The sequence below is a fragment of the Streptomyces sp. NPDC049040 genome (assembly GCF_043197715.1).
Classification (GTDB): domain Bacteria; phylum Actinomycetota; class Actinomycetes; order Streptomycetales; family Streptomycetaceae; genus Actinacidiphila.
Genome location: NZ_JBICTO010000005.1, coordinates 38736 through 61042, shown reverse-complemented (window position 1 = coordinate 61042; position 22307 = coordinate 38736). Strand labels below are relative to the sequence as shown.

General features: G+C 72.3%; 22 protein-coding genes and 2 pseudogenes. 14 read left to right on the top strand and 10 right to left on the bottom strand.

Annotation, left to right across the window (positions count from 1 at the left end):
- Positions 1 to 131: 131 nt before the first annotated feature.
- The gene (locus ACGFMP_RS15785) at positions 132 to 1109 is read left to right on the top strand and encodes a 5-dehydro-4-deoxyglucarate dehydratase (RefSeq protein WP_393672893.1); all 978 of its coding nucleotides are present in this window, start codon (positions 132 to 134) and stop codon (positions 1107 to 1109) included.
- Entirely contained in the window at positions 1106 to 2374 is a 1269-nt protein-coding gene (locus tag ACGFMP_RS15780) for a glucarate dehydratase family protein (protein WP_393672892.1), read from the top strand. Before ACGFMP_RS15785 ends, ACGFMP_RS15780 begins: the two co-directional genes overlap by 4 nt.
- Before the next feature lie 15 nt (positions 2375 to 2389).
- On the opposite strand, the gene ACGFMP_RS15775 is transcribed toward ACGFMP_RS15780, so the two are convergent.
- Positions 2390 to 3016, bottom strand: a complete 627-nt coding sequence (locus tag ACGFMP_RS15775; RefSeq protein ID WP_393672890.1) for a YigZ family protein — start codon at positions 3014 to 3016, stop codon at positions 2390 to 2392.
- Positions 3017 to 3112: 96 nt separating this feature from the next.
- Between ACGFMP_RS15775 and ACGFMP_RS15770 the strand changes: the two genes are divergently transcribed.
- A complete protein-coding gene (locus tag ACGFMP_RS15770; protein ID WP_393672889.1) occupies positions 3113 to 3520 on the top strand; it encodes a CoA-binding protein in 408 nt (135 codons plus the stop codon).
- Positions 3521 to 3587: 67 nt separating this feature from the next.
- Here ACGFMP_RS15770 and ACGFMP_RS15765 read toward each other — a convergent pair whose 3' ends face one another.
- The gene (locus ACGFMP_RS15765; RefSeq protein WP_393672888.1) at positions 3588 to 4118 is read right to left on the bottom strand and encodes a YbaK/EbsC family protein; all 531 of its coding nucleotides are present in this window, start codon (positions 4116 to 4118) and stop codon (positions 3588 to 3590) included.
- Between the two features lie 43 nt (positions 4119 to 4161).
- Positions 4162 to 4965 (bottom strand): acyltransferase, encoded by an 804-nt coding sequence (locus tag ACGFMP_RS15760; protein ID WP_393672887.1) that lies wholly within the window; start codon positions 4963 to 4965, stop codon positions 4162 to 4164.
- Between the two features lie 59 nt (positions 4966 to 5024).
- Between ACGFMP_RS15760 and ACGFMP_RS15755 the strand changes: the two genes are divergently transcribed.
- Complete coding sequence (locus tag ACGFMP_RS15755) at positions 5025 to 5591, top strand: gamma carbonic anhydrase family protein (protein WP_393672886.1); 567 nt, start codon at positions 5025 to 5027, stop codon at positions 5589 to 5591.
- Between the two features lie 84 nt (positions 5592 to 5675).
- On the opposite strand, the gene ACGFMP_RS15750 is transcribed toward ACGFMP_RS15755, so the two are convergent.
- Positions 5676 to 6338 (bottom strand): DedA family protein, encoded by a 663-nt coding sequence (locus tag ACGFMP_RS15750; protein WP_393672885.1) that lies wholly within the window; start codon positions 6336 to 6338, stop codon positions 5676 to 5678.
- A 112-nt stretch (positions 6339 to 6450) separates the two neighbouring features.
- Positions 6451 to 6903 (bottom strand): DUF4442 domain-containing protein, encoded by a 453-nt coding sequence (locus ACGFMP_RS15745; RefSeq protein ID WP_393672884.1) that lies wholly within the window; start codon positions 6901 to 6903, stop codon positions 6451 to 6453.
- Between the two features lie 72 nt (positions 6904 to 6975).
- Between ACGFMP_RS15745 and ACGFMP_RS15740 the strand changes: the two genes are divergently transcribed.
- Positions 6976 to 8136: a hypothetical protein gene (locus ACGFMP_RS15740; RefSeq protein ID WP_393672883.1), complete on the top strand. Its 1161-nt coding sequence runs from the start codon at positions 6976 to 6978 to the stop codon at positions 8134 to 8136.
- A 79-nt stretch (positions 8137 to 8215) separates the two neighbouring features.
- Positions 8216 to 9520, top strand: a complete 1305-nt coding sequence (locus ACGFMP_RS15735; protein ID WP_393672882.1) for an MFS transporter — start codon at positions 8216 to 8218, stop codon at positions 9518 to 9520.
- Between the two features lie 39 nt (positions 9521 to 9559).
- On the opposite strand, the gene ACGFMP_RS15730 is transcribed toward ACGFMP_RS15735, so the two are convergent.
- A complete protein-coding gene (locus ACGFMP_RS15730) occupies positions 9560 to 10471 on the bottom strand; it encodes a spermidine synthase (RefSeq protein WP_393673330.1) in 912 nt (303 codons plus the stop codon).
- Between the two features lie 130 nt (positions 10472 to 10601).
- Positions 10602 to 11780 carry an elongation factor Tu gene (tuf, locus tag ACGFMP_RS15725; RefSeq protein ID WP_393672881.1) on the bottom strand — a complete coding sequence of 393 codons (1179 nt, stop codon included), beginning with the start codon at positions 11778 to 11780 and terminating at the stop codon, positions 10602 to 10604.
- 532 nt (positions 11781 to 12312) lie between these two features.
- Between tuf and ACGFMP_RS15720 the strand changes: the two genes are divergently transcribed.
- Positions 12313 to 13548, top strand: coding sequence for an MFS transporter (locus tag ACGFMP_RS15720; protein ID WP_393672880.1), 1236 nt, complete (start codon positions 12313 to 12315; stop codon positions 13546 to 13548).
- Positions 13549 to 13699: 151 nt separating this feature from the next.
- A complete protein-coding gene (locus ACGFMP_RS15715) occupies positions 13700 to 14494 on the top strand; it encodes a TVP38/TMEM64 family protein (RefSeq protein ID WP_393672878.1) in 795 nt (264 codons plus the stop codon).
- Here ACGFMP_RS15715 and ACGFMP_RS15710 read toward each other — a convergent pair.
- The 3 genes and pseudogenes from ACGFMP_RS15710 to ACGFMP_RS15700 all read right to left on the bottom strand — a co-directional run bounded on the left by ACGFMP_RS15710 (position 14448) and on the right by ACGFMP_RS15700 (position 16121).
- Positions 14448 to 15062: a flavin reductase family protein gene (locus tag ACGFMP_RS15710; protein WP_393672876.1), complete on the bottom strand. Its 615-nt coding sequence runs from the start codon at positions 15060 to 15062 to the stop codon at positions 14448 to 14450. The two genes, ACGFMP_RS15715 and ACGFMP_RS15710, sit on opposite strands and share 47 nt — an antisense overlap.
- Positions 15063 to 15497: 435 nt before the next feature.
- Positions 15498 to 15602 (bottom strand): annotated as a pseudogene (locus tag ACGFMP_RS15705) (phosphatase PAP2 family protein); the annotation flags it as partial.
- Positions 15603 to 15632: 30 nt separating this feature from the next.
- Positions 15633 to 16121 carry a carboxymuconolactone decarboxylase family protein gene (locus tag ACGFMP_RS15700; RefSeq protein WP_393672875.1) on the bottom strand — a complete coding sequence of 163 codons (489 nt, stop codon included), beginning with the start codon at positions 16119 to 16121 and terminating at the stop codon, positions 15633 to 15635.
- Positions 16122 to 16241: 120 nt separating this feature from the next.
- Between ACGFMP_RS15700 and ACGFMP_RS15695 the strand changes: the two are divergent.
- The 6 genes and pseudogenes from ACGFMP_RS15695 to ACGFMP_RS15670 form a co-directional block, all read left to right on the top strand.
- A pseudogene (locus ACGFMP_RS15695) lies at positions 16242 to 17219 on the top strand (pirin family protein); the annotation flags it as partial.
- A gap of 27 nt (positions 17220 to 17246) precedes the next feature.
- Entirely contained in the window at positions 17247 to 17582 is a 336-nt protein-coding gene (locus tag ACGFMP_RS15690) for a GNAT family N-acetyltransferase (protein ID WP_393673329.1), read from the top strand.
- Between the two features lie 380 nt (positions 17583 to 17962).
- Entirely contained in the window at positions 17963 to 18373 is a 411-nt protein-coding gene (locus ACGFMP_RS15685; protein ID WP_393672874.1) for a Fic family protein, read from the top strand.
- Between the two features lie 1244 nt (positions 18374 to 19617).
- Positions 19618 to 19950, top strand: coding sequence for a MerR family transcriptional regulator (locus tag ACGFMP_RS15680; protein ID WP_393672873.1), 333 nt, complete (start codon positions 19618 to 19620; stop codon positions 19948 to 19950).
- Between the two features lie 60 nt (positions 19951 to 20010).
- Positions 20011 to 20814 carry a hemolysin III family protein gene (locus ACGFMP_RS15675; RefSeq protein ID WP_393672872.1) on the top strand — a complete coding sequence of 268 codons (804 nt, stop codon included), beginning with the start codon at positions 20011 to 20013 and terminating at the stop codon, positions 20812 to 20814.
- Positions 20815 to 21985: 1171 nt separating this feature from the next.
- Positions 21986 to 22189 carry a cold-shock protein gene (locus ACGFMP_RS15670; RefSeq protein WP_033176054.1) on the top strand — a complete coding sequence of 68 codons (204 nt, stop codon included), beginning with the start codon at positions 21986 to 21988 and terminating at the stop codon, positions 22187 to 22189.
- Positions 22190 to 22307: the final 118 nt, after the last annotated feature.

The window sequence follows — 22307 nt, the reverse complement described above, 5'->3', positions numbered from 1 at the left end:
CCGCCCGTCGCTCCGATGTCCCGCGGCCGCCCGGGCCGACGGGCCCGCGGGACGGCCGCCCGGGACGGCAGCAGCCGCGGGGACGGATCGAGCCTGGCCATTGACCGGTTCGCGGGGGCGGCCTACAGTCCATGGATATTCGCATTCATGATGAGCGTTCATGTACATGGACAAGTGAGGCTTCAGTGCTCGACGGCGTGCTCTTCTTCCCGGTGACCCCGTTCACCCAAGAAGATTCGGTTGATATTCCGATTCTTTCGGAACACGTACAGCAGGGAGTCGCCGCCGGCGCCGGCGGCGTCTTCGTCGCGTGCGGCACCGGTGAATTCCACGCGCTGGAGCCGCAGGAGTACGCCGACGTGGTGCGCACCGCCGTCGCCGCGACGGGCGGCCGGGTACCGGTCTTCGCGGGAGCCGGCGGCTCGCTGCCGCTCGCCAGGGGTTTCGCACGCGCCGCCGCCGAGGCCGGCGCCGACGGGCTGCTCCTCATGCCGCCCTACCTGGTGCAGGGACCTCCGGCAGGCCTGGTCGCGTACGTGGCGCAGGTGGCCGCCGCCACCGAGCTGCCGGTCATCGTCTACCAGCGCGGCGGCGCCCGCTTCGACGTGGCCTCGGCACTCGAGGTGGCCCGGCTGCCGCGGGTCGTCGGCTTCAAGGACGGCCTCGGGGACCTCGACCTGCTGTCGCGGATCGTCACCGCGGTCCGGGCCGACACCGCGGCCGCGGGCAAGGACTTCCGCTTCTTCAACGGCATGCCCACCGCCGAGGGGACGGTGCCCGCCTACCGCGGCATCGGGGTGGAGCTCTACTCCTCCGCGGTCTTCTGCTTCGCGCCCGAGATCTCCCTCGCCTTCCACCGGGCGGTGACCACCGGCGACGACGCGACCGTGCAGCGGCTGCTGGCCGGCTTCTTCCACCCGCTGATCGCACTGCGGGAGCGCACCCCCGGCTACGCGGTCGCGCTGGTCAAGGCGGCGGTGCGGATGGGCGGCCTCGACGTCGGCGGGGTGCGGCCGCCGCTGACCGACCCGACACCCGACGATCTCGCGGAGCTGGCCAGGATCATCGAGGCGGGGCGGGCGATCTGCGCGACGGAGGCCACCCGATGAGCGGCGGGATCCGGATCACCGGGGTGGACATCACCCCGGTCGCCTTCCACGACCCGGCACTGCTGAACGCCGTCGGCGTGCACGAGCCGTACGCGCTGCGGGCGATCGTCGAGGTGCACACCGACCAGGGCATCACCGGTCTCGGCGAGACCTACGCCGACGACGGGCACCTGCGGCGGTTGCGCGCGGCGGTCGAGGTGATCACCGGCATGGACGTGCACACGCTTGGCGGGATGCACCGCAGGATCTCCGAGGCGCTCGGCGGCGACACCGGCTCCGACGGGCACGGGCTGACCGGGATGATCACCAGCAGCAGCACCGCCGACCGGGTCTTCGCCCCCTTCGAGGTCGCCTGCCTGGACATCCAGGGCAAGGCAGGCGGGCTGCCGGTCAGCGACCTGCTCGGCGGCGCGGTGCGCGAGACGGTGCCCTTCAGCGCGTACCTGTTCTACAAGTGGGCGGGCCACCCCGGCGCGGAACCCGACGGGTGGGGCGAGGCGCTCGACCCGGACGGCATCGTCGCGCAGGCGCGGCGGATGACCGAGGAGTACGGCTTCGGCGCGATCAAGCTCAAAGGCGGTGTGATGCCGCCGGAGGAGGAGGTCGAGGCGGTACGGGCGCTGCACAAGGCATTCCCCGGGGTTCCGCTGCGGCTGGACCCGAACGCGGCCTGGACGGTGGAGACCTCGGTCCGGGTCGCGGGCGAGCTCGACGGCGTACTGGAGTACCTGGAGGACCCCACACCCGGCCAGCAGGGCATGGCGGAGGTGGCGCGCCGGGCTCCGATGCCGCTGGCGACCAACATGTGCGTGGTCGCCTTCGACGAGCTGTCGTCCGCGGTGGCCCGCGAGTCGGTGCAGGTCGTGCTGTCCGACCACCACTACTGGGGCGGCCTCCAGCGCTCCCTGCTGCTGGCCGGCATCTGCCGGACCTTCGACCTCGGCCTGTCCATGCACTCCAACTCCCATCTCGGCATCAGCCTGGCCGCGATGACCCATCTGGCCGCCGCCACCCCGAACCTCACCTACGCCTGCGACACGCACTGGCCGTGGAAGTCCGAGGAGGTCGTGGTGCCCGGCGCGCTGGAGTTCGCCGGGGGCGCGGTGCGGGTGCCGACCACGCCGGGCCTCGGCGTGGAGCTGGACCGCGACGCACTGGCCCGGCTGCACGAGCAGTACCTGCGCTGCGGTCTGCGTGAGCGGGACGACACCGGGTACATGCAGCGGATCGACCCGTCGTACGAGCGGAAGTCCCCGCGCTGGTGACGCGGCCGCCTCGAGTCACACCTGCACGTACGCGCTGCCCTCGGCCTCGCAGGCCGCCGCGCCCGAGGTCACATCGGCCAGCCAGGACCTGAAGGCGGCCACCTCGCTCTCGGGCACCCCGAGGGCGAGGACCACCTCGGCACCGTAGCGGACGTCGCGCAGGGTGTGGCCGGCGGAGCGCAGATCGTTCTCCAGCCGTCCGGCGCGCGCGTGGTCGACGGTGACGGTGAGCAGCGCAAGGCGGCGGCGTTCGACCGTGCCGATCTCGTCCAGCGCGGCCGAGACCGCGCCGCCGTAGGCGCGGGCGAGGCCGCCCGCACCGAGCTGGATCCCGCCGTAGTACCGGGTGACCACCGCGACGGTGTCGCGGACCTCGCGGCCGAGCAGTACCTGGAGCATCGGGGTGCCCGCGGTGCCGCCGGGCTCGCCGTCGTCGCTCGCCCGGTGCAGCCGCCCGTCGGGGCCGATGACGTACGCGAAGCAGTTGTGGCTCGCGGTCGGATGCGCCTTGCGGACATCGCGGATCACGGCCTGCGCCGCCTCCTCGTCGGCGGCCGGCGCGAGGGCGCACAGGAAACGGGAGCGCTTGATCTCGCTCTCGTGCACGCCCGCGCGCGCCACCGTCAGATACCGCTCCGCCATCCCTCCACCCTAAGGGCTGTCCCGGAGCCCGGAGCCCGGGAATGGCGGGCCGTTCCCGCGGGTTCCAGCAGGTAGGACGAGAGTGCGGAGGACGGCGTGTACGGCGACGCGGCGACGGTAGGGAAGATCCTCAGGGAGAGCGGCGACACCTGGGCGGTGGTCGGTCTTTCGAACAACACCGCGCGGGCGGCGTACGGCGTCGCGGCGGTGCTCAAGCGCTTCGGCAAGCGGGTGGTGCCGGTGCATCCGAAGGCCGAGCCGGTGCACGGCGAACAGGGGTACGCCTCGCTGGCCGACATCCCGTTCCCCGTGGACGTGGTGGACGTCTTCGTCAACTCCGACCTGGCGGGCCCGGTCGCGGACGAGGCCGTCGCGATCGGCGCGAAGGCGGTGTGGTTCCAGCTCGGGGTGGTCGACGAGGCGGCGTACGAGCGCACCACGGCCGCCGGGCTCGACATGGTGATGGACCGCTGCCCCGCGATCGAGATTCCGCAGCTGGCCTGACGCGGGCGGAGGTGCCCGGCGGCCGGGACGCGCCGATGCGGTCCTGGCCGATCCGGGCTCCGGGAGGTCAGACCCCGAGGGCTTCGATGACCACCGCGCCCGGCAGTGCCGCGAGCGTCTTGCCCGGCACGATGAGCTTGCCGCGACGGGCCCCGCTGCCGACCAGCACCCACGGGGTGTCCGCGACCGCCGCGTCGATCAGCAGCGGCCAGTCGGCGGGCAGGCCGACCGGGGTGATGCCGCCGTACTCCATCCCCGTACCGCCGACCGCGGCGTCCATCGAGGCGAAGGACGCCTTGCGGGCGCCGAGATGGCGGCGCACCGCGCCGTTGACGTCGACCCGGGTGGTGGACAGCACCAGGCAGGCGGCGAGCGTGACGTCCTGGCCGCGCTTGCCTGCCACGACCACGCAGTTCGCGGAGTGCTCGAGCAGGTCCTCGCCGTAGGTGGCGACGAAGACGGCGGTGTCGGCCTTCTCCGGGTCGGTGTCCACATGGATCATCTCGGCGGTGACGGCCGCCGCCACCGGCGGGGGCAGCAGTTCACGGCGCTCGGTGGCGGGCAGGGCGTCGTCGAAGTCTCCGATGGGGGCGCGCATGGGGCGAATCTAACAAACCGCGCCGGTGGCCATCGGCAAGGCCTCAGGCCTGCTGCTCCAACTCCCCGGTGTCCAGCAGCTGTTCCGGGGCGACATCGAGCGGGAAGGGGGTGGGCGCCGGGGTGCGCAGCGGCGGCTGCCAGTTGGCGGTGCCCGCGTCCCAGCGGCGGACGATCCTGGCCGGAGCGCCGGCGACGACCGCGAAGTCCGGCACCTCACCGCGCACGACGGCGCCGGCCGCGACCACCACGTTCCGGCCCAGCCGGGCCCCGGGAAGGATCACGCAGCCCGCGCCGAGCCAGCTGCCCGCACCGATCTCGACCGGAGCGGTGCGCGGCCACTGCTCGCCGATCGGGCGGCCGATGTCGTCGTAGGAGTGGTTGATGCTGGTCAGATAGACGTACGGCCCGCAGTAGACCTTCTCGCCGAGGGTGATGGGGGCGAGCGCCACGACATGGCTGCCGCGGCCGAGCACCACCCCGTCGCCCAGTCGCAGCACCGGGTCGGGGCCGAACCCCGTGCCGGGATCGCCGCCGGGGACGGCGTCGGTGGGCATCAGGCCGACGGTGAGGGTGACCTGCTCGCCGATGATGCAGTGGTCGCCGAGGTGGATCCAGCGCTCGCCGAAGACGGTGCCCAGTGGGTGCGCGAGCCGGGTGCCGGGGCCGATCCGGCCGAAGTGCAGCAGTCCGGGCCGCTCCGCGGTGACCGCGCCGGCGTTCTGCGCCCAGCGCCGGGCGCGGTGCAGCAGACGGGACGCCAGCCGGCGCCGCCAGGCGACGACGGCGGCCGCGGCCGTGGTCACCGCCCCGGTCGCGGAAAGGAACACGTTCTCATTCCTGGGCACGGATTCACCGTATACGGTGCCGGAGGACAGCGGCGGACCGGCATGGAGGACGTCAACCGATGACAGACCGTACGGGTGAGCGGCACACGGCACCGGGCGCGCTGGTCGCGGGCATCCTCGGCGCGCGGCCGGAGATCGACCCGGCGGCGTATGTCGCGCCCACGTCGGTGGTGCTCGGCAGGGTGTCGCTCGGCGCCGGGGCGAGCACCTGGTACCACGCGGTGCTGCGCGGCGACTGCGAGTCGATCGCGATCGGGGCCGGCTCCAACATCCAGGACAACTGCTCGGTGCACGCCGACCTGGGCTTCCCCGTGGTCGTCGGTGAGGGCGTGTCCGTCGGGCACAACGCGGTGCTGCACGGCTGCGTGATCGAGGACGGGGTGCTGGTCGGGATGGGTGCGACGGTGCTGAACGGCGCCCGCGTCGGGACGGGTTCCCTGGTGGCCGCGCAGGCACTGGTGCCGCAGGGGATGCAGGTGCCGCCTGGCTCGCTGGTCGCCGGGGTCCCTGCCCGGGTGCGGCGGGAACTGACCGAGGAGGAGCGTGCGGTGGTCCGGCTCAACGCCGAGCACTACGTGGCGCTGGCCGAGGTGCACCGGGACGCGGTCGGCGACGGCCGGGGCTGACGGCGCACGCGGTCCGGGCGACGAGCGGCGCCCGCGGGTCCTGCGCGGCTACGGTGAGCGGGCGCGGCCCGGGTGCGGCGCGGCTCACTCGCCGGGCTGTGCGACCGCCACTTCGACGTCCTGTTCCGGCGCCGTTTCCAGCTCGGCCTGCACCTTGGCCGCCCGGCGCTTGACGAAGACCAGCGAGCCGATGCCGAAGAGCACCGCGATGCCGAGCCCGACGTAGCCGAACCGCTTGAGCCACGGCTCCGCGACCTGGCCGACGTAGTAGATGACGGCGGTGATGCCGCCGGCCCAGACGATGCCGCCCAGCGCGTTGGCGATCAGGAACCGGCCGTACGGCATCTTCAGCACTCCGGCCAGTGGGCCCGCGAAGATCCGCAGCAGCGCCACGAAGCGGCCGAAGAACACCGCCCACATGCCCCAGCGCTGGAAGGAGCGCTCGGCGGTGGCCACATGGCCAGGTGAGAAGTGCGAGGGAAAGCGCTTGCCGAGCCGGTCGAGCAAGGGCTTGCCGCCCCTGTGACCGATGGCATAGCCGATGGAGTCGCCGCCGACGGCGCCGATGATCGCGCTCGTGGCCACCAGCCACGGGTTGGCGTGTCCCTGCGACGACATCAGGGCCGCCGTCATCAGCACGATCTCGCCAGGCAGCGGAATGCCCAGGCTCTCCAGCCCGACCACCAGACCCACCATCAGGTACACGGCGACCGGTGGGATGTCGTTGAGCCAGTCCTGGACGTGCACTGCCGGTCCCTCCCCACGACAACGGTCGGACGGTGCGCGCACAGCGCGCACCCAGGAAGACTAACCGACGGGCAGGCCGCAGCATTCCGGCCTCGGGAGCCGCTCCGCCCCGTCAGCCGTTGGGGCGCAGGGTCCAGACAATCGTCATGTGCGAGGTCTCCGCGCCGTCCGCACGCTGCACCGACACCTCGACGGGGAATTCCGGCCGGGTGCCCGCGTTCAGCTCCGCGACGACCTCGGAGACGGGGCGGCCGAGTACGGCGGTGGCGGTGAGCCGGCCTCTGGCCAGTTTCGTCCAGCCGATCTCGGCACGCACCGGCAGCGGCACCGCCCTGCCGAGCTGGTCGCCGAAGGCGGCGAGCACGACGGCACCGCTCGCCGACTCGGCGAGGGTGAACATCGCGCCGGCATGCGGCCCGGCGACGTGGTTGTGGTAGTCGGGGTCGTCGGGCAGTGCGAGCACCGCGCGCTCCGCGGTGGTCTCCAGGTATTCGAGGCGGAGCGTGCGGACCATCGGCACGGTGGCCGTGAGGAGTTCGCCGATCGAGGGCAAGGTGTCGGACATGCCCGCATGTTACCAGCCGGTAGGCCAGTCCGGCATGGAACCACCGGCCCCGCTCCCCTAGTGTTTCCAGCCATGTGGCCAGGAGACCAGCAGCCCGGTGGACAATCCGGCGGACAGCAGAACCCACCGGGCAATCCGCCCCAGCAACCGCAGGGACCGTACGGGCAGCCGCCTGATCCCTACGCCCGGCCCGGGTACCAGCAGCCGGGCCACCCCCAGTCCGGACAGCAGCCCCCCGCGCAGCCGTACGGTCCGCCGCCGGCCCAGCAGCCGTACCCGCCCGCGCAGCCGTACGGGACCCCTTCCCCCTACGGGCAGCCCGGCTACCAGGCACCCCCGCCGCCCGGCGGCTACCCCACTCCGCAGGCCTGGGGTCCCCCGGTGCCCGGCGGCCCCGACGGCAGGCCGCCGTCCGGCGGCCGGAGCAAGGCGACCATCGGTATCGCCGTCGGCGTGGCCCTCGCGGTGATCGCCGCGGTGGTGGTCACGGTGGCCGTCGTCTCCGGCGGCGACAAGAAGACCGACGCGCGGGACACCACCACGCCGCCCGCCCCGACCACCTCCTCCGCTCCCCCCACGCCCACGCCGACCGCCACCCAGGACACGGGATCCACCGGCGGCGACGACCCGCGCGGCCCGGCGGGCGAGTACGACGTGTCGGCGGTCATCCCCGGCTGGCAGCCGGTCAAGCGCCAGGAGCGCAACTCCGTCTTCGACGTGCCGCCTGACTGGACGCTGGGCAGCGAGAGCATGACCATCGGTTTCGCGGACGACTCCGGCAAGCTCCAGGTCGCGGTGGGCGCGCCCGCGTACTACAAGGAGACCGCCTGCAAGGTCGGCAACAACGAGGTCGCCGACGCCGGCTCCGGCACCAAGGGCGGCGCCGGAGCGTCCAGCCTCCAGGCGGCCGCCGAGAACGAGGCGAGGGCCTGGGCGAAGTGGGCCTTCCAGGAGAAGGGCAAGGGAACCGTCTCCAAGGCGCTGAACAGCAAGGCCTTCCACAACGCCTACGGGATCACGGGCTGGCAGGCACAAGCCACCATGACCTCGGTGCCCAAGACCGACAAGTGCGCCTCGGACGGCATCGCCTACGCCGTGTCCTGGCTCGACCCGGCGCAGGCGAAGCCGACCCCTGTGGTGTGGGTGCTGTGGGCCCGGCAGGGCGTGCCCGACCAGATCACGCAGTCGGTGATCGACAAGATCAAGAGCTCCATCCGGCCGATGAAGAAGTGATCCGCGCGGCGGCCGACGACGAGCGGCCGCCGCCGGTTAATGGGTTGGCAGTCCACCGGGGGTCGGCGATAGTCCCCTGATGGCAGAACACGACGGCGGGCTCCGGCCGCGCTTCCCGCCCTGGGCCGGGCGGAACTTCCGGCTGCTGGTCGGCGCGTCGTTCGTCACCAGCACCGGCAACTCGGGAGCCACGATCGCCGCGGCCTTCGCGGTCATCGAGTCCGGCGGCAGCGCCACGGACGTCGGCCTCGTGGCCGCCGCCCGCACCCTGGCGATGGTGGTGCTGCTGCTGGTCGGCGGGGCGGTCGCGGACCGGCTGCCACGGCAGCGGGTGATGGCGGTGGCCAACGTCGTCAACGCCTGCTCGCAGGCCCTGTTCGCCGCCCTGGTGCTGACCGGGCACGCCACGCTGTGGCAGATGGCCGCGCTGACCGCGGTCGGCGGCGGCGCCGTGGCGTTCTTCACCCCCGCCTCCGAGGGCATGGTGCTCTCCACCGTCGAACCGGCGCACGCCTCCCAGGCCTTCTCCGTCTACCGGCTGGCCACCAACGCCGCCGGGATCGGCGGCGCCGCGCTGGGCGGTGCGCTGGTCGCCGCCTTCGGCGCGGGCTGGGTGCTCGCGGTCGACGCGGTGGGCTTCGCCGTGGCCGCGGCGATGCGGGCCCGTATCGACGTCGCGCACACCGCGAGGGCCGCGCAGTCCGGCGGCATGCTCCGCGAGCTGCGCGAGGGCTGGCACGTGGTGGCGTCCCGTATGTGGCTGTGGGGCATCGTGCTGCAGTTCTCCGTCGTCAACGGCATGGTGAACGCCGTCGAGGCGGTCTACGGCCCGCTGGTGTCGAGGGAACGCCTCGGCGGCGCGGGCCCCTGGGGCCTGGCGCTCGCCGCCGGCGGGGTGGGGACGGCCTGCGGCGCCTTGCTGATGATGCGCTGGCGCCCGCGGCGGATGCTGGTCGCGGGTTCGCTCGGCGTCCTCCCGCTGGCCCTGCCCGCGGTCGCGCTGGCGCTCGGCCTGCCGGCCTGGGCACTGGCCGCGGTGATGTTCACCGGCGGGGTGGCGATCGAGGTCTTCGCGGTCAACTGGATGCTCGCGCTGCACCAGGAGATCCCCGGGGACCTGATGTCCCGGGTGTCGGCCTACGACTGGATGGGCTCGGTGGCGCTGACCCCGCTTGCGGTGGCCCTGGCGGGGCCGTCGGCCTCGCTCTTCGGGCGCACGGCGGCGCTGTGGGGGTCGGCCGCGCTGATCGTCCTGCTGACCGTGCTGATCCTCTTCGTGCCCGAGGTCCGCCGGATGGAGCGCAGGCCGCACCTGCCGGACGCCGTCCCCGAACCCGCGCCCGCGCCCGCGATGGACGGCACGGTGAAGGGACCTGCACGGTGACAGCGTCCGCGGCCCGTGAGGCTCCGGCCGGCGGCGGGGTCAGCCGACGGTGAACGCGCCTTCCGGCGGCCGGGGCGAGGCCGTCGCCGAGGCGTCGTCCACCGGGTGCGCGCCACCGGTCAGCCGGGCCAGGGCGGCCCCGTGCACGACGCGGGCCGGAAAGGCGTCCGCGGCGCAGAGCCGGGACAGCGCCTCGACCGGCAGCGGGCGGCGGCTCGCGACCAGGACGGCGTTGCCGAAGCGGCGGCCGCGCAGCACACCGGGCTCCGCCAGCAGGCACAGGTCGCCGCCGGACGCACCTCCGCCCGCACTGTCGGACGCACCTCCGTCCGCACCGACGTCCGCCAGCGCGGCCCGCACGGTGGCCAGTTGCGAACGCAGGAAGGCGAAGGGCGCGGCGTCCGCGACGTTCGCCAGGTAGACGCCGCCGGGGCGCAGGACGCGCAGCGCGTCCCGTACGAACTCCACCGACGTCAGCGCCGCGGGCACCCGGGAGCCGCCGAAGACGTCGGCCACCACGAGGTCCGCCGACGCGGTGCCCGCCTGCGCCAGCCAGGCCCGCGCGTCGGCGACGTCCACGGTCACCGAGGGGTCGGACAGCGGCAGGACCTCCGCGACCAGCGCCGCCAGCCCACGGTCCGCCTCGACCACGTGCTGGCGCGAGCCCGGCCGTTCGAGGGGGAGCCAGCGCGCCAGCGTCATCGCCCCGCCGCCGAGGTGCACCGCGTCGAGCGGCTCGCCCTCGGCGAAGCCGGCCTGCACGGCGTACGCGATACGCCGCACGTATTCGAACTCCAGATGCGCCGGGTCGTCCAGGTCGACGTACGACTGCGGTGCCTCGTCCACGGTGAGCAGCCAGGCCCGTGCGCGGTCGATGTCCGGCAGCAGCCTGGCGGTGCCGAAGTCCACCGCCCGCACCACCGGCACGGGCTCGGGCCCGGTACCCGCCACCGGCTCGGATGCGGGGTCCGGGGCGTGCTCCGGCCGGTCGTTGTCCTGATCCACCCGGCCATTGTCCCGCCTCTCGCGCGCACGCCTGCCGCTGCCCGGTACGTGACAACGTACCGGGCAGCGGCAGGGCTCAGAGCAGCGCGGTCACCGTCCCCGCGCCGACCGTGCGGCCGCCCTCGCGGATGGCGAAGCCGAGCCCGGGCTCCAGCGGCAGCGCGCGGCCGAGGTCCACGGTGACCTCGGCGGTGTCGCCGGGCATCGCCATCGTGGCCGGGCCGAGGTCGACGTCCCCGACCACGTCCGCGGTGCGGATGTAGAACTGCGGCCGGTAGCCGGTGACGACCGGGGTGTGCCGGCCGCCCTCCGCCGCGGGCACGATGTAGACGCGCGCGGTGAAGCGGCGGTGCGGCACCACGCTGTCCGGCGCCGCGACGATGTCGCCGCGCCGCACCTGGCCGCGCTGCACTCCGCGCAGCAGCAGCGCCACATTGTCACCGGCCTGCGCCGAGTCCATCGGCCTGCCGAAGGTCTCGAGACCGGTGACCACGCTGGTCAGCACCTCGCCCGTGGCCGTGTGCAGCTGCACCCGGTCGCCGGGCGCCACGCGCCCGCGCTCCACCGCACCGGTCACCACGGTGCCGCGCCCGGTGATGGTGAGGACGTTCTCCACCGACACCAGGAACGGCGCGTCGGTGTAGCGCACCGGCACCGGCACGTAGGCGTCGACCGCGTCCAGCAGTTCGCCGATCGCCGCCGTCCAGCGCGGGTCGCCGTCCAGCGCGCGCAGCCCGGAGACCCGCACCACCGGCAGCTCCTCGCCGGGGTAGCCGTGGGTGCCGAGCAGCTCGCGCACCTCCAGCTCCACCAGGTCGGTCAGCTCCGGGTCGCCGGCGTCCGCCTTGTTCAGCGCCACGACGATGTGCCGCACACCGATCTGCCGGGCCAGCAGCACATGCTCCGCGGTCTGCGGCATCACCCCGTCGAGGGCCGACACCACCAGGATCGCGCCGTCGAGCTGGGCCGCGCCGGTGATCATGTTCTTGACGTAGTCGGCGTGGCCCGGCATGTCCACGTGGGCGTAGTGCCGGGTCGCGGTCTCGTACTCGACGTGCGCGATGCTGATGGTGATGCCGCGGGCCGCCTCCTCCGGCGCCCGGTCGATCCGGTCGAACGGCACGAAGGTGCCGGTCCCGCGGTCGGCGAGGACCTTGGTGATGGCCGCGGTGAGGGTGGTCTTGCCGTGGTCGACATGGCCCATGGTGCCGATGTTCAGATGCGGCTTGGTGCGTACGTACGCCTGCTTGGACATGACGGTGTCTCCTCCTGGGACGCCGGTCGGTCTGAGGACCCCGGGGCCTGGCCGACCCTCCCCGTGCGGGGTCCCACCGGACGTCGGTCCGGGGAGGGTCAGCGTCGGGCGCCGTCGAAGGATGCGTTCCGGACGGCCGGGGCATCGGATGCGCCCCGTGCTTCGCAGGCAGCCTTCGACGCGACCGCTGCTGCGGTGGCGTCTGCGAGGAAGGCGGGCCGGAACATGTCCCCGATCATGGCGGGCGGGACGTCCCGCGTCGAAGGGTTTTACACGGGGTGCCACCGCCCCGCCGGAGTTTCCGACGTTCCGCCCGCCCCCGCCGGAGGTTCCGACGCGCCGGTTCCGCCCGCCGGCACCCGGGGGCCGTCAGCGCGGAAGCGCCTGTGCGTCCCGCCGACACCGGGGCGTCGGCGGGACGTCACCCGTGGGTGACGTGGGAGGACCGGCGGGGTGAGAGAATTTGTTCCGCTGCTGAACTTAGGGTGCCCGACCGGCGACCCACCGTCCCCACCAGTTCGAAGGAAGCTCCATGCCCCTGGCCATCCTCGCCCTCGCGGTGAGCGCCTTCGGAATCGGCACCACGGAATTCATGATGATGGGCCTGCTGCCCGACGTCGCGGACGACCTGGGCACCTCCGTGCCCACCGCGGGTTACCTCGTCTCGGCCTACGCGCTCGGCGTGGTCGTCGGTGCGCCGCTGCTCACCGGGCTCGGCGCCCGGATCCCCCGCAAGCGCATGCTCCTGCTGCTGATGGCGCTGTTCACCGTCGGCAACGCCGCCTCCGCCGTGGCCCCCGGCTACGGCACGCTGCTCGCCGGGCGCTTCCTGGCCGGACTGCCGCATGGCGCCTTCTTCGGCGTCGGCGCGGTCGTGGCGGCCAGACTGGTCAAGGAGGACCGCAGGGCGCGGGCGGTCGCCGCGATGTTCCTCGGTCTGACGATCGCGAACATCGTCGGCGTGCCCGCCGCCACCCTGCTCGGCCAGAACCTGGGCTGGCGGGCCACCTTCCTGGTGGTGACCGTGATCGGCCTGCTGTCGATGGCCGCGCTCGCCGTCCTGGTGCCCCGGCTGCCGCCCGAGGAGCACACCGGAGTCGGCCAGGAACTGCGCGCGCTGCGCGAACCGCAGGTGCTGCTCGGACTGCTCACCGCGGTGTTCGGCTTCGCCGGCGTCTTCGCCGTCTACAGCTATCTCGCCTCGATGATGACCGAGGTCACCGGTTACGCCGACGCCACCGTGACGATCCTGCTGGCACTCTTCGGCATCGGCATGACGCTCGGCGCCCTCGCCGCCGGCCCGCTCACCGACCGCGCCCTGCGTCCCACCCTCTACGGTTCGCTGGCCGCGCTCGCCGTCGTCCTCGTCGGCTTCCACTACGCCGCCCAGTCCAAGGCGACCGCCCCCGTCGCCGTCCTGGTGCTGGGCGCGGTCGGCTTCATGACCACCACGCCGCTGCAGATGCTGGTCATGAACAAGGCCCGCCGCGCCCCCACCCTCGCCTCGGCCTCCAACCACTCCGCCTTCAACCTCGCCAACGCGGGCGGCGCGTGGCTGGGCGGCGCCGCCATCGCCGCCGGCTGGGGCTGGACCTCGCCCGCGCTCGTCGGAGCGGTGCTGACCGTGGTCGGCCTGGCCGTCGCGATCGTCGCGGGCGTCCTGGACCGCGGTACGCCCGCCACGCCCTCGATCGTCGCCGCCACAGCGCCGGGCGCCACCGTCGCGGCACCGGGCGAGCGCCGGGAGTCGGCGACGGAGCGGGCGTAGCGGCGGGGGCGTTGCGGCGGCGGGTGGGACGTTGCCACGAGCGGACGTTGCCGATGCAGCCGGCCGACGGGACGGTCCACGGCCGAGGCAGTCACCGCACAGGCGGTCCTTTCGCCCGCAGGCCGGCGGCCGGAGCGGTTAGGCTCGCGGAGTGCCGTCACGTGTCCGTCTCGCCGCCCGCTGCTCACGCGTACTGCTGTCACCGTGGGCCAGGTTCGCGGTGCTCGTGCTGCTCCTCGCCGCGGCCGGCGCCGCCGTGCTGGCCTGGCACCCGCAGCGGCTGATGACCGCGCACGGCTGGCAGCCGCACACCTCGGGCGGCACGGCGGTGCTGCTCTTCGCCGTCGCGTACGGCCTGTGCACCGTCGCCTTCGTGCCCCGCCCCCTGCTCAACGCCGCCGCCGGCGCCCTCTACGGCATCCACGCCGGGCTGCCCGCGGCGATCGGCGGGACGGTGCTGGGCGCCGGCCTCGCCTTCCTGCTCGGGCGCTTCCTCGGCAGGGACGCGGTACGCCCGCTGCTGCGCGGCAGGGTCGCACTGTCGCTCGACCGGCAGCTGAGCAGGCACGGCTTCCGCAGCACGCTCGCGCTGCGGCTCTTCCCGGGCGTGCCCTTCGCGGCCGCGAACTACGCCGCCGCGATCTCCCGTATCCGGCTGCTGCCCTTCCTCACCGCGACAGCCGCCGGCTGCGCCGCCAACACCGCCGCCTACGTGGTGGCCGGCAGCCGTGCCGCCTCCCCCACCTCACCGGTCTTCCTGCTGGCCCTCGGTTTCCTCGCCGTCACCGGGGTGGCGGCCGCGCTCATCGCCCGCGGCGCCCGGGGCCGTTCCCGTACCGCGGGCGAGGCGCCGCCCGACGTGACGGCACCGGCCGACGCGCGTACCGAGGCCGCCGCGGTCAGCGACGCTGCCCCTCCTGCCACCGCTGGAGCGAAATCCGCTTGATCTCCATCACGTCGCCGAGCGTGGCCCACTCCTCCTTGCCGAGCCGGGCCAGCGGGCGGAGCTTGTGCACATCCGGGTGACCGTCGGTCAGCATCGCCTCGGACACCGCGGCGTGGACGACCCGCCCGAAGACCACGGTGGAGTCCCCCAGCCTGACGGTGCTGTGCAGCTCGCACTCCAGGGCGACAGGTGACGCCGCCACCCGCGGGGGCTTCACCCGCAGGCTCGGCTCCCGGGCGATCCCGACCTCGTCGAACTCGCTCACCCCGTGCGGGAACTCGGTCCCGGTCGCGTTGATCTCCTCGACCAGGTGCTCGGGCGCCAGGTTGACCACGAACTGCCCGGTCTCCTCGACGTTACGCAGCGAGTCCTTCCGGCCCACCGAGGTGAACTGCACCACGGGAGGGCTCACGCAGGACACCGAGAAGAAGCTGTGCGGGGCGAGGTTGTCCGTCCCTGCCGCCGATGTGGTGGACACCCAGGCGATCGGCCGCGGCACGACCGTCGCGGTGAGCAGCCGGTAGAAGGTGTTGCGGTCCAGCTCGCTGGGATCGAAGTCGATGCGCATGGCAGCCAGTATCCACGCGGGGGCGACGGATCCCGGCGGCGGACGGCGGCGCCGCCGAACCCCGTGTCCCACGGAAAGCGCCCGGTGCCGAACGGCACGAGTACCCGGAGCCGAGCCGAGCACGATCCTTTTCCCCGTGGGACGACCCCAGGGTCCCGCCGCAGGCGCGCGGCCGCGGCATCACCCTCAACCTGTTCGACCAGCTGTCCGCTTACGTGCCGACGCGGCCCGGCGCGTACCTGCGGATCTCCTCCGACCGCTTCGGCCTGGAGGCGGGCGTCGACCGGCAGTACGACGACGCCGAGGACACCCGGCACCGCCTGCACTGGGGATCGTTCGCGAAGGTCTACCGGGAGAACGACACCTCGGCGCTCAAGAAGCGCAAGGTCGTCCGCCCCGACGGCTCGATCGACTGGGTCGTCATCCGCCGTCAGCGGGGCAGAGCACGCCGAGTGCGCGGACCGGCCGGCGGCGGCAGTAACGGATGAGCACGATGCCGCACCACAGCGACCAGCCCACGTGGAGACTGGGCATCGCCGCGGGATCGATGATGTCGTACCCGCCCCCCGTTTACGCCACGGGATGCGGGCGCACGGGGTGTTTGCTCAGGATGGACACCCGGTTGAAGGCGTTGATGGTGATCGCCACCCAGATGACCGCCGAGATCTCGTCGTCGGTCAGGGCCTCGCGCGCGGTCTCGTAGGCGTCCTCCTGCCCGGCGGCGTCCGCGGGACTGGTGGTCGCCTCCGCGAGTGCGAGTGCCGCGCGTTCCCGCGGGGTGAAGAGCTCGGTGTCGCGCCACGCCGGCAGCACGCCCAGACGCCGCCCGTCCTCGCCGGCCTGCAATGCCGCCCTGCTGTGCGTGGACAGGCAGTAGGCGCAGCCGTTGATCTGCGACACGCGCAGGTTGATCAGTTCCACGAGTATCCGGTCCAGCCCGGCGTCCGCGGCAACGGCACGGACCACGCCGGCGCTCTCCCGGAAGGAGCGGTAGGCCTGCGGGCTCTGCTTGTCGATGAAGACCCGCTGCCGCGCCCGTTTGTGGTCCACGTCACTCACCTGAACTCCTTCGGCGATCCCCTGCCGGCCCCGCTCCTCGGAGCCCCGCGCGGTCCGCCGGCATGTCTTATGGTGGCATGGTAGTTGAATCTGCAATTGTTTTGAGGGAGGCGTCATAGCGTGGGCAGCACCGAGAGCGACCCCGCCGAGCTGCGCTGTGGTGGCGGAGGAGACGAGGGCTGGGCACGTCCGGGGACACGGGTGGAGGTCCTGTCCGCGCGCGATGTCCCCCTGGGCGGTCCACGGGCGATGACGGTGCGGCGCACGCTGCCGCAGCGGGACCGGACAACGATCGGCGCCTGGTGCTTCGCCGATCACTACGGCCCCGACGACGTCGCCGAGTCGGGCGGGATGGACGTCGCGCCGCATCCGCACATCGGTCTGCAGACGGTGAGCTGGCTGTTCAGCGGGGAGATCGAGCACCGGGACAGTCTGGGTACGCACGCGTACGTGCGGCCGGGCGAGCTGAACCTCATGACCGGCGGCCACGGCATCTGCCACTCGGAGGTCTCCACCGCCGCAACCAGCGTCCTGCACGGCGTGCAACTGTGGGTCGCGCTGCCCGCGGACCATCGCGACGCCCCCCGGAACTTCCAGCACCACGTTCCCCACCCGGTCCCGATCGACGGTGGCGAAGCCAGGGTGTTCCTCGGCTCCCTCGCCGGAGACACCTCACCGGTAGCCACGTTCTCCCCCCTCTTGGGCGCCGAGATCACCTTGGCCCCGGGCGCGACCACGACCCTCGCGGTCAGCCCTGACTTCGAGCACGGCCTCCTCGTCGACAGCGGGAACGTCAGCATGGCCGGAGCGCCGCTGCTCCCCGCCGAACTGGGCTATCGCGCTTCCGGAACCGAGACGCTGACCCTCGCCAACACCGGCGACAGCCCGGCCCGCACCATCCTGCTCGGCGGGGCGCCCTTCGACGAGCGCATCGTGATGTGGTGGAACTTCGTCGGCCGCAGCCACGAAGAGATCGCCGAGGCCCGTGAGGCGTGGCAGCAGGCCTCGATCAGGTTCGGCAGCGTCGAGGGCTACGAGGGCGACCGCATCCCCGCCCCCGCCCTGCCCAACGCCACCCTGACCGCGCGCCGGAACCCGGAGCGCCGCATCCCCGAAAGGCAGCCGATGACGTCTCCGACCGCCCCCACCGTCGAACTCGCGGATCTCCGGCACCGCTACGAGATCCTGGTCGACGGCCGGCTCGCCGGTTTCACCGAATACCGTGACCGGGACATGCAGCGCGTGTTCTTTCACACCGAGACAGATGAGGCCTTCACCGGACAGGGCCTCGCCTCGGTGCTCGTCCGGCAGGCCCTGAACGACGTGCGGAGATCGGGCATGCGCATCGTGCCTGTCTGCCCCTACGTGGCGAAGTTCCTGCGGAAGCACGACGAGTTCGCCGACATCACCGACGTGGTGACGCCGGAGATCCGGCACTGGCTCCGCACCGAACTCGGCTGACCGGCGGGCGCGTCCGGCGGATGCCTCAGCGGAGCCGTGGCCGCCATATGGAGCGGCGAGGTCGAGGGCGAGTTTCCGCCGGCCAGGAAGTGCGAGACCGCGCCAAGTCTCTGGCGACCGAGGTCCCCGTCGCGACTCCCCACCGTGAACGGTGCCGCGCTCGCCGCATGGCGCCAGGGTTCGAGAGCAGGTCGACTGGGTGCGGGCCGCCCCCGCCACCCGCCCGGGGCCGATCTGCGAACGGCGGGACGGCGTGGCAGCGTACGCAGAAGCAAGAGAGATACGCGCGCAGTGCCGTACCCGCCGACCGGCTGCTCACCGCGTACCCACTGACGCGTGCAGATGCTCCACATGCAGGTGCGACCCTGGACTTCGAGCTGATGCAACGCTGGCAGCGCACCGTCCTCGGCGCCCTGACGCACCTGCCAGGGGACGCCTACGCCAAGGGCGGTCGCGAGCGATACGCGCTGAAATCCGAGACACCGGCAAATTTCGACCGCCGTTTGGCGCAAAGCGTCGAGGTCGCAGTGCCGTTGTCCGAACGCGCGGCCCGGACTTACCTGAGCGTCGCCTTCTTCCACCCCTTCGTCGGCGGCAACGGCAGGGCGGCCCTGCCGGTGCTCACCTTCGTCCTCGCTCGCGCCGCCGTGACGTTGGACGAGGTCAGCCCGCTGCACTTCCCCCGCTACGCCGACGCGTTGCCGGGCGGGTTCGATGCGTGCCACGGCCACGGCGGCGCCTCGTGTTCCGGGCAGGGCGTCGTGGATGTCCTTGATGACTTCTACGGGTGATCCTCGCCCGCCGGCCGGGAAGACCCGGGCAGCGACCTGAGCAGCGAATACGGCGAGCGCGCCGTGGCCGAGCCCGTCGCAGAGAATCACCAGCAGCCCGGGACCCAGGCTGAGCGTTACAGGTGAGGAGCCATCAGCGGGCCTGCTTTGCCGAGGTACGGATCGGTCGGATGCACCGCCGGGGGTCCGGCACCAGGCCGAGGAGGCGTGGCCCCGGCGGGGGTGTTCCGGGGTCTGCCCACCCGGCCGCCAGCCGTCCCCGCACTCCCGTCCTCCGCTGATGGGCCGGGTCACCGCGCCCACCGGTCCGCGGTCCACGGCGAGGAATCCGACGCCTGGCTGCCGCGCCGCGCGCACCACGATCGCCCCGTCGAGGGCGTGCTTGACCAGGTTCGAGGCGGCCTCGGACACCGCCAGGGCGACCTCGGCGGCCCGGTGCCCGCTCAGCCCGGTCCGCCCCGCCAGCCCTGGGCGAAAGATTCCGCCTCCGACCGGCGCTGGATACCTCTCCCTCGGCCGCCGACAAATCTATGGTGACTGAAGTAGACATTGGGCGGAGGTGTGGCTATGGTTTCTCTCGTAGCCGAGATCAGCAAAACTCGCAGAGATGAACTGCGGGCAGCAGTACAGGAAGATGCAGTGCGCAGGACGGTGCGGTGGTGGAGTTCCGAAGCCGAAGCGGTTGCCCGATGGCGACGGGACTGACTACCGGACCGGGTGGCCCGCAGTGGTCAGGGGCCGCCGCGAGCAGGACCCAGCAGCGAAGTCAGGTGAGCAGTACCTCGGTAAAGGCGCCGGCTGCGGGCGCGCGTACCGGGAGGTTCGGCAGTGGGGTTCCAAGCCAGGCAGGACGCAAGGCAGGCGACGGGGCTGGCTGCCGAAGAGTGGCGCTTCCCCAGGCCATCAGCACTACGCATCACGGCAGTACAGGCAGTACACAACACCGGCCGGACGCAGTTCATGTTCGGCAGGTGGTGATCCCGAGGGAAGAACGGAGGAGCCGAGCGCCATCAGGATCGCCCGGGCGGAATGACGTTGAGCCCGGGTACCGCAGGACATCGATAGTGAGGTGGTCTCCGGTCAAGCAATCGCGATCCCCGCGCCCCCGGCAGCAGTCCGGTCGGGTCCGCGGAAACAGAAGGCCGGCGCATTACCAGGGTCGGCAGATGGTGTAGTAGTTCCTTCGGGGCCTTGGTGCCATACGGCACCAAGGCCCCTCCACGCGCGTTCCGCAGAGAGGCGAGATGACAGCAGGCGACTCGTACAACCGGCTCGAAGACGACGACTACCCCGCCTACACCATGGGCCGGGCAGCCGAACTGCTGGGCACGACCCAGAACTTCCTGCGCGCCATCGGCGAAGCCCGCCTGATCACCCCGCTGCGCTCGCAAGGGGGCCACCGCCGCTACTCCCGCTACCAGCTGCGCATCGCCGCCCGCGCCCGCGAGCTCGTCGACCGCGGCACGTCGATCGAGTCCGCCTGCCGCATCGTCATCCTCGAGGACCAGCTCGAAGAAGCCCAGCGCATCAACGAGGAACTGCGCGCCTCCGCTTCCCATGACCCGGCTGGCGCCTGACCGGCACCCCCCGGCACGGCCGATTGTCATCGTATGCGCTGATTCTCATACTATGTTTCCATGATCGCTGAAGACGCCCAGCCGCCGGTCCATGGACGGGAGCCCCACCATCCCTCCGACACCGCATCCGGCGCCCTGAGCGCTCCGGTAGTCACTCCGGCTGCCGGCGTGACCGGCCGGCCGGTCACCCGCCGGCCCACTGGGGTCGCGGAAAGCGGGGCGCAGCGGGCGGCGGCCGTGGTGAAGCCGCGGATGCGTGGCTGGCTGCATGCCGGGATGTTCCCGCTCGCTCTGGCCGGTGGCATCGTCCTGGTCGTCCTGGCGCATTCTGCGGCGGCAGTGGCTGCCTGCTCGGTGTACGCAGCATCGGCGCTGCTGCTGTTCGGCACGAGCGCGGTCTACCACCGCGGCAACTGGGGCTCGCGCGGAGAGGCGGTCCTGCGCCGCCTGGACCACGCGAACATCTTCCTGATCATCGCCGGCACCTACACCCCACTGGCGGTACTGCTCCTGCCCGGGCACCAGCAGGTGGTGCTGCTGTCCCTGGTGTGGTCCGGCGCCGTGGCCGGCATCGCCTTCCGGATCTGGTGGATTCGGGCACCGCGCTGGCTGTACACCCTGTGCTATATCGCCTTGGGCTGGGCCGCGGTGTTCTACCTGCCCGCATTCGCACGCGCCGGCGGCACCGCGGTCATCGTGCTCGTCGCCGTCGGCGGCCTGCTCTACACCGCCGGCGCCGTGGTCTACGGTCTGAAACGCCCTGACCCCTGGCCGCGCTGGTTCGGCTTCCACGAGGTCTTCCACGCCCTCACCATCTCCGCCTTCACCGCCCACTACACCGCCATCGCCCTGGCAGCCACCTGACCGGCGCTCGGGTGAGGAGTAGCGGGTGCCGGGAGGCAGGCCCTGGCCGCAGGCGTCTTGGGAGAGTCGGCGGCCGGGGCAGATCTGGTACGCGGTCCCGGCAGGAGGTCCACTGCAACATGATGTCCGGTAGCGGCCTTCGCACCGGTACGGGACGGAGTCCTGGGCGCCATCGAGCACTGAGGAAGCGTCGTGGCCGCAACGGACCGGACAGCCATGGGCAGACCGCCCGTGTTCCCGGGGACAGAACCCGCCGGAGCACGGCGATGACGCTGGCAGGAGTGCTGGAGGCAGCGGAGGCAGCCGCGCCGGTGGAGTCGCTCGATGTGGTCGCTCGCTCAAGGACCACCTCGGGGCCACATCGGTGTCCTTCCTGATCACCGACTTCACCGGCAGTTCGGTCGTGCGGCTGGGAGCTGCGGGCTGCGGGCAGTGTCGAGACCGATGAGCCCGCCCGTCGCATCGGAGACGTCCAGGCTGCGCTCCTTGCCACCCTGGTCGTGGGCGCCCTCGCCGGGCACGGCGGGCCGGCGCCGGTCTCCTGGAGCACGCCCGCGAAGCCGACCAGGCGATGCGGGACCACGGCCACGAAGGCTGTGTCACCGGTCAGCTGCTGCGGATCAGCTTGCTCGACGGCCACACGCAGTTCATCAATTGGTGATGCTGACGGACGGCACGGCGCAGGCCACGTTCGGCGTGACGCCGCCACCGGGGCCGACCTCACCGACGCCTCCCGAACCATGCCGGCGCACCGTCGCAGTGCTGTGCGGCCGAATTTCCCCGGACCTCTCCGACTGTTCCGCAGGCAATTCCCGGCTCGAGGAGCAGGAGGCCGCCGGGCACGTGCATGGACCGGCGCCGCCCTCAGGCGGCTGAACACTGACGGCAGGCAGAAATCTGATGCCGCGAGGACAGAAATACCGGCACGTCACCCGGAGCCTTTTACGCTCCTGGCGGCACTGAAATCAACAGGACCGCGCAATCCGGTGACGTATGCTAAGGTCTTTACCAGTTGCAGTTGTGGTTCCCAAAGACTTCAAGTGCCCTCACCGTCACGCACGGTGGGAGCGCTTTTGTATTTCCGGCATTCTTCCGGATGGGGTAATCATCGCGGCGACGCGGCTTCCGCACATTGCGGATTCCGGGCACTGCCCCTGAAGGAGATTTTGATATGGCATCTGGCACCGTGAAGTGGTTCAACGCGGAAAAGGGTTTCGGCTTCATCGAGCAGGATGGTGGCGGGGCTGACGTCTTCGCTCACTACTCGAACATCGCCGCCTCCGGCTTCCGCGAGCTGCAGGAGGGCCAGAAGGTGAACTTCGACGTCACTCAGGGCCAGAAGGGCCCGCAGGCGGAGAACATCGTTCCCGCCTGACGTCGACACGCAGAGCAGGCCGGGGCCCGCACCTTGGGGTGCGGGCCCCGGCCTGCTGCTTTCTCCAGGCAGTCTTCCTGGCCGCACCCGGGCGCACCGTGACAGCCGCCCAGCGCAT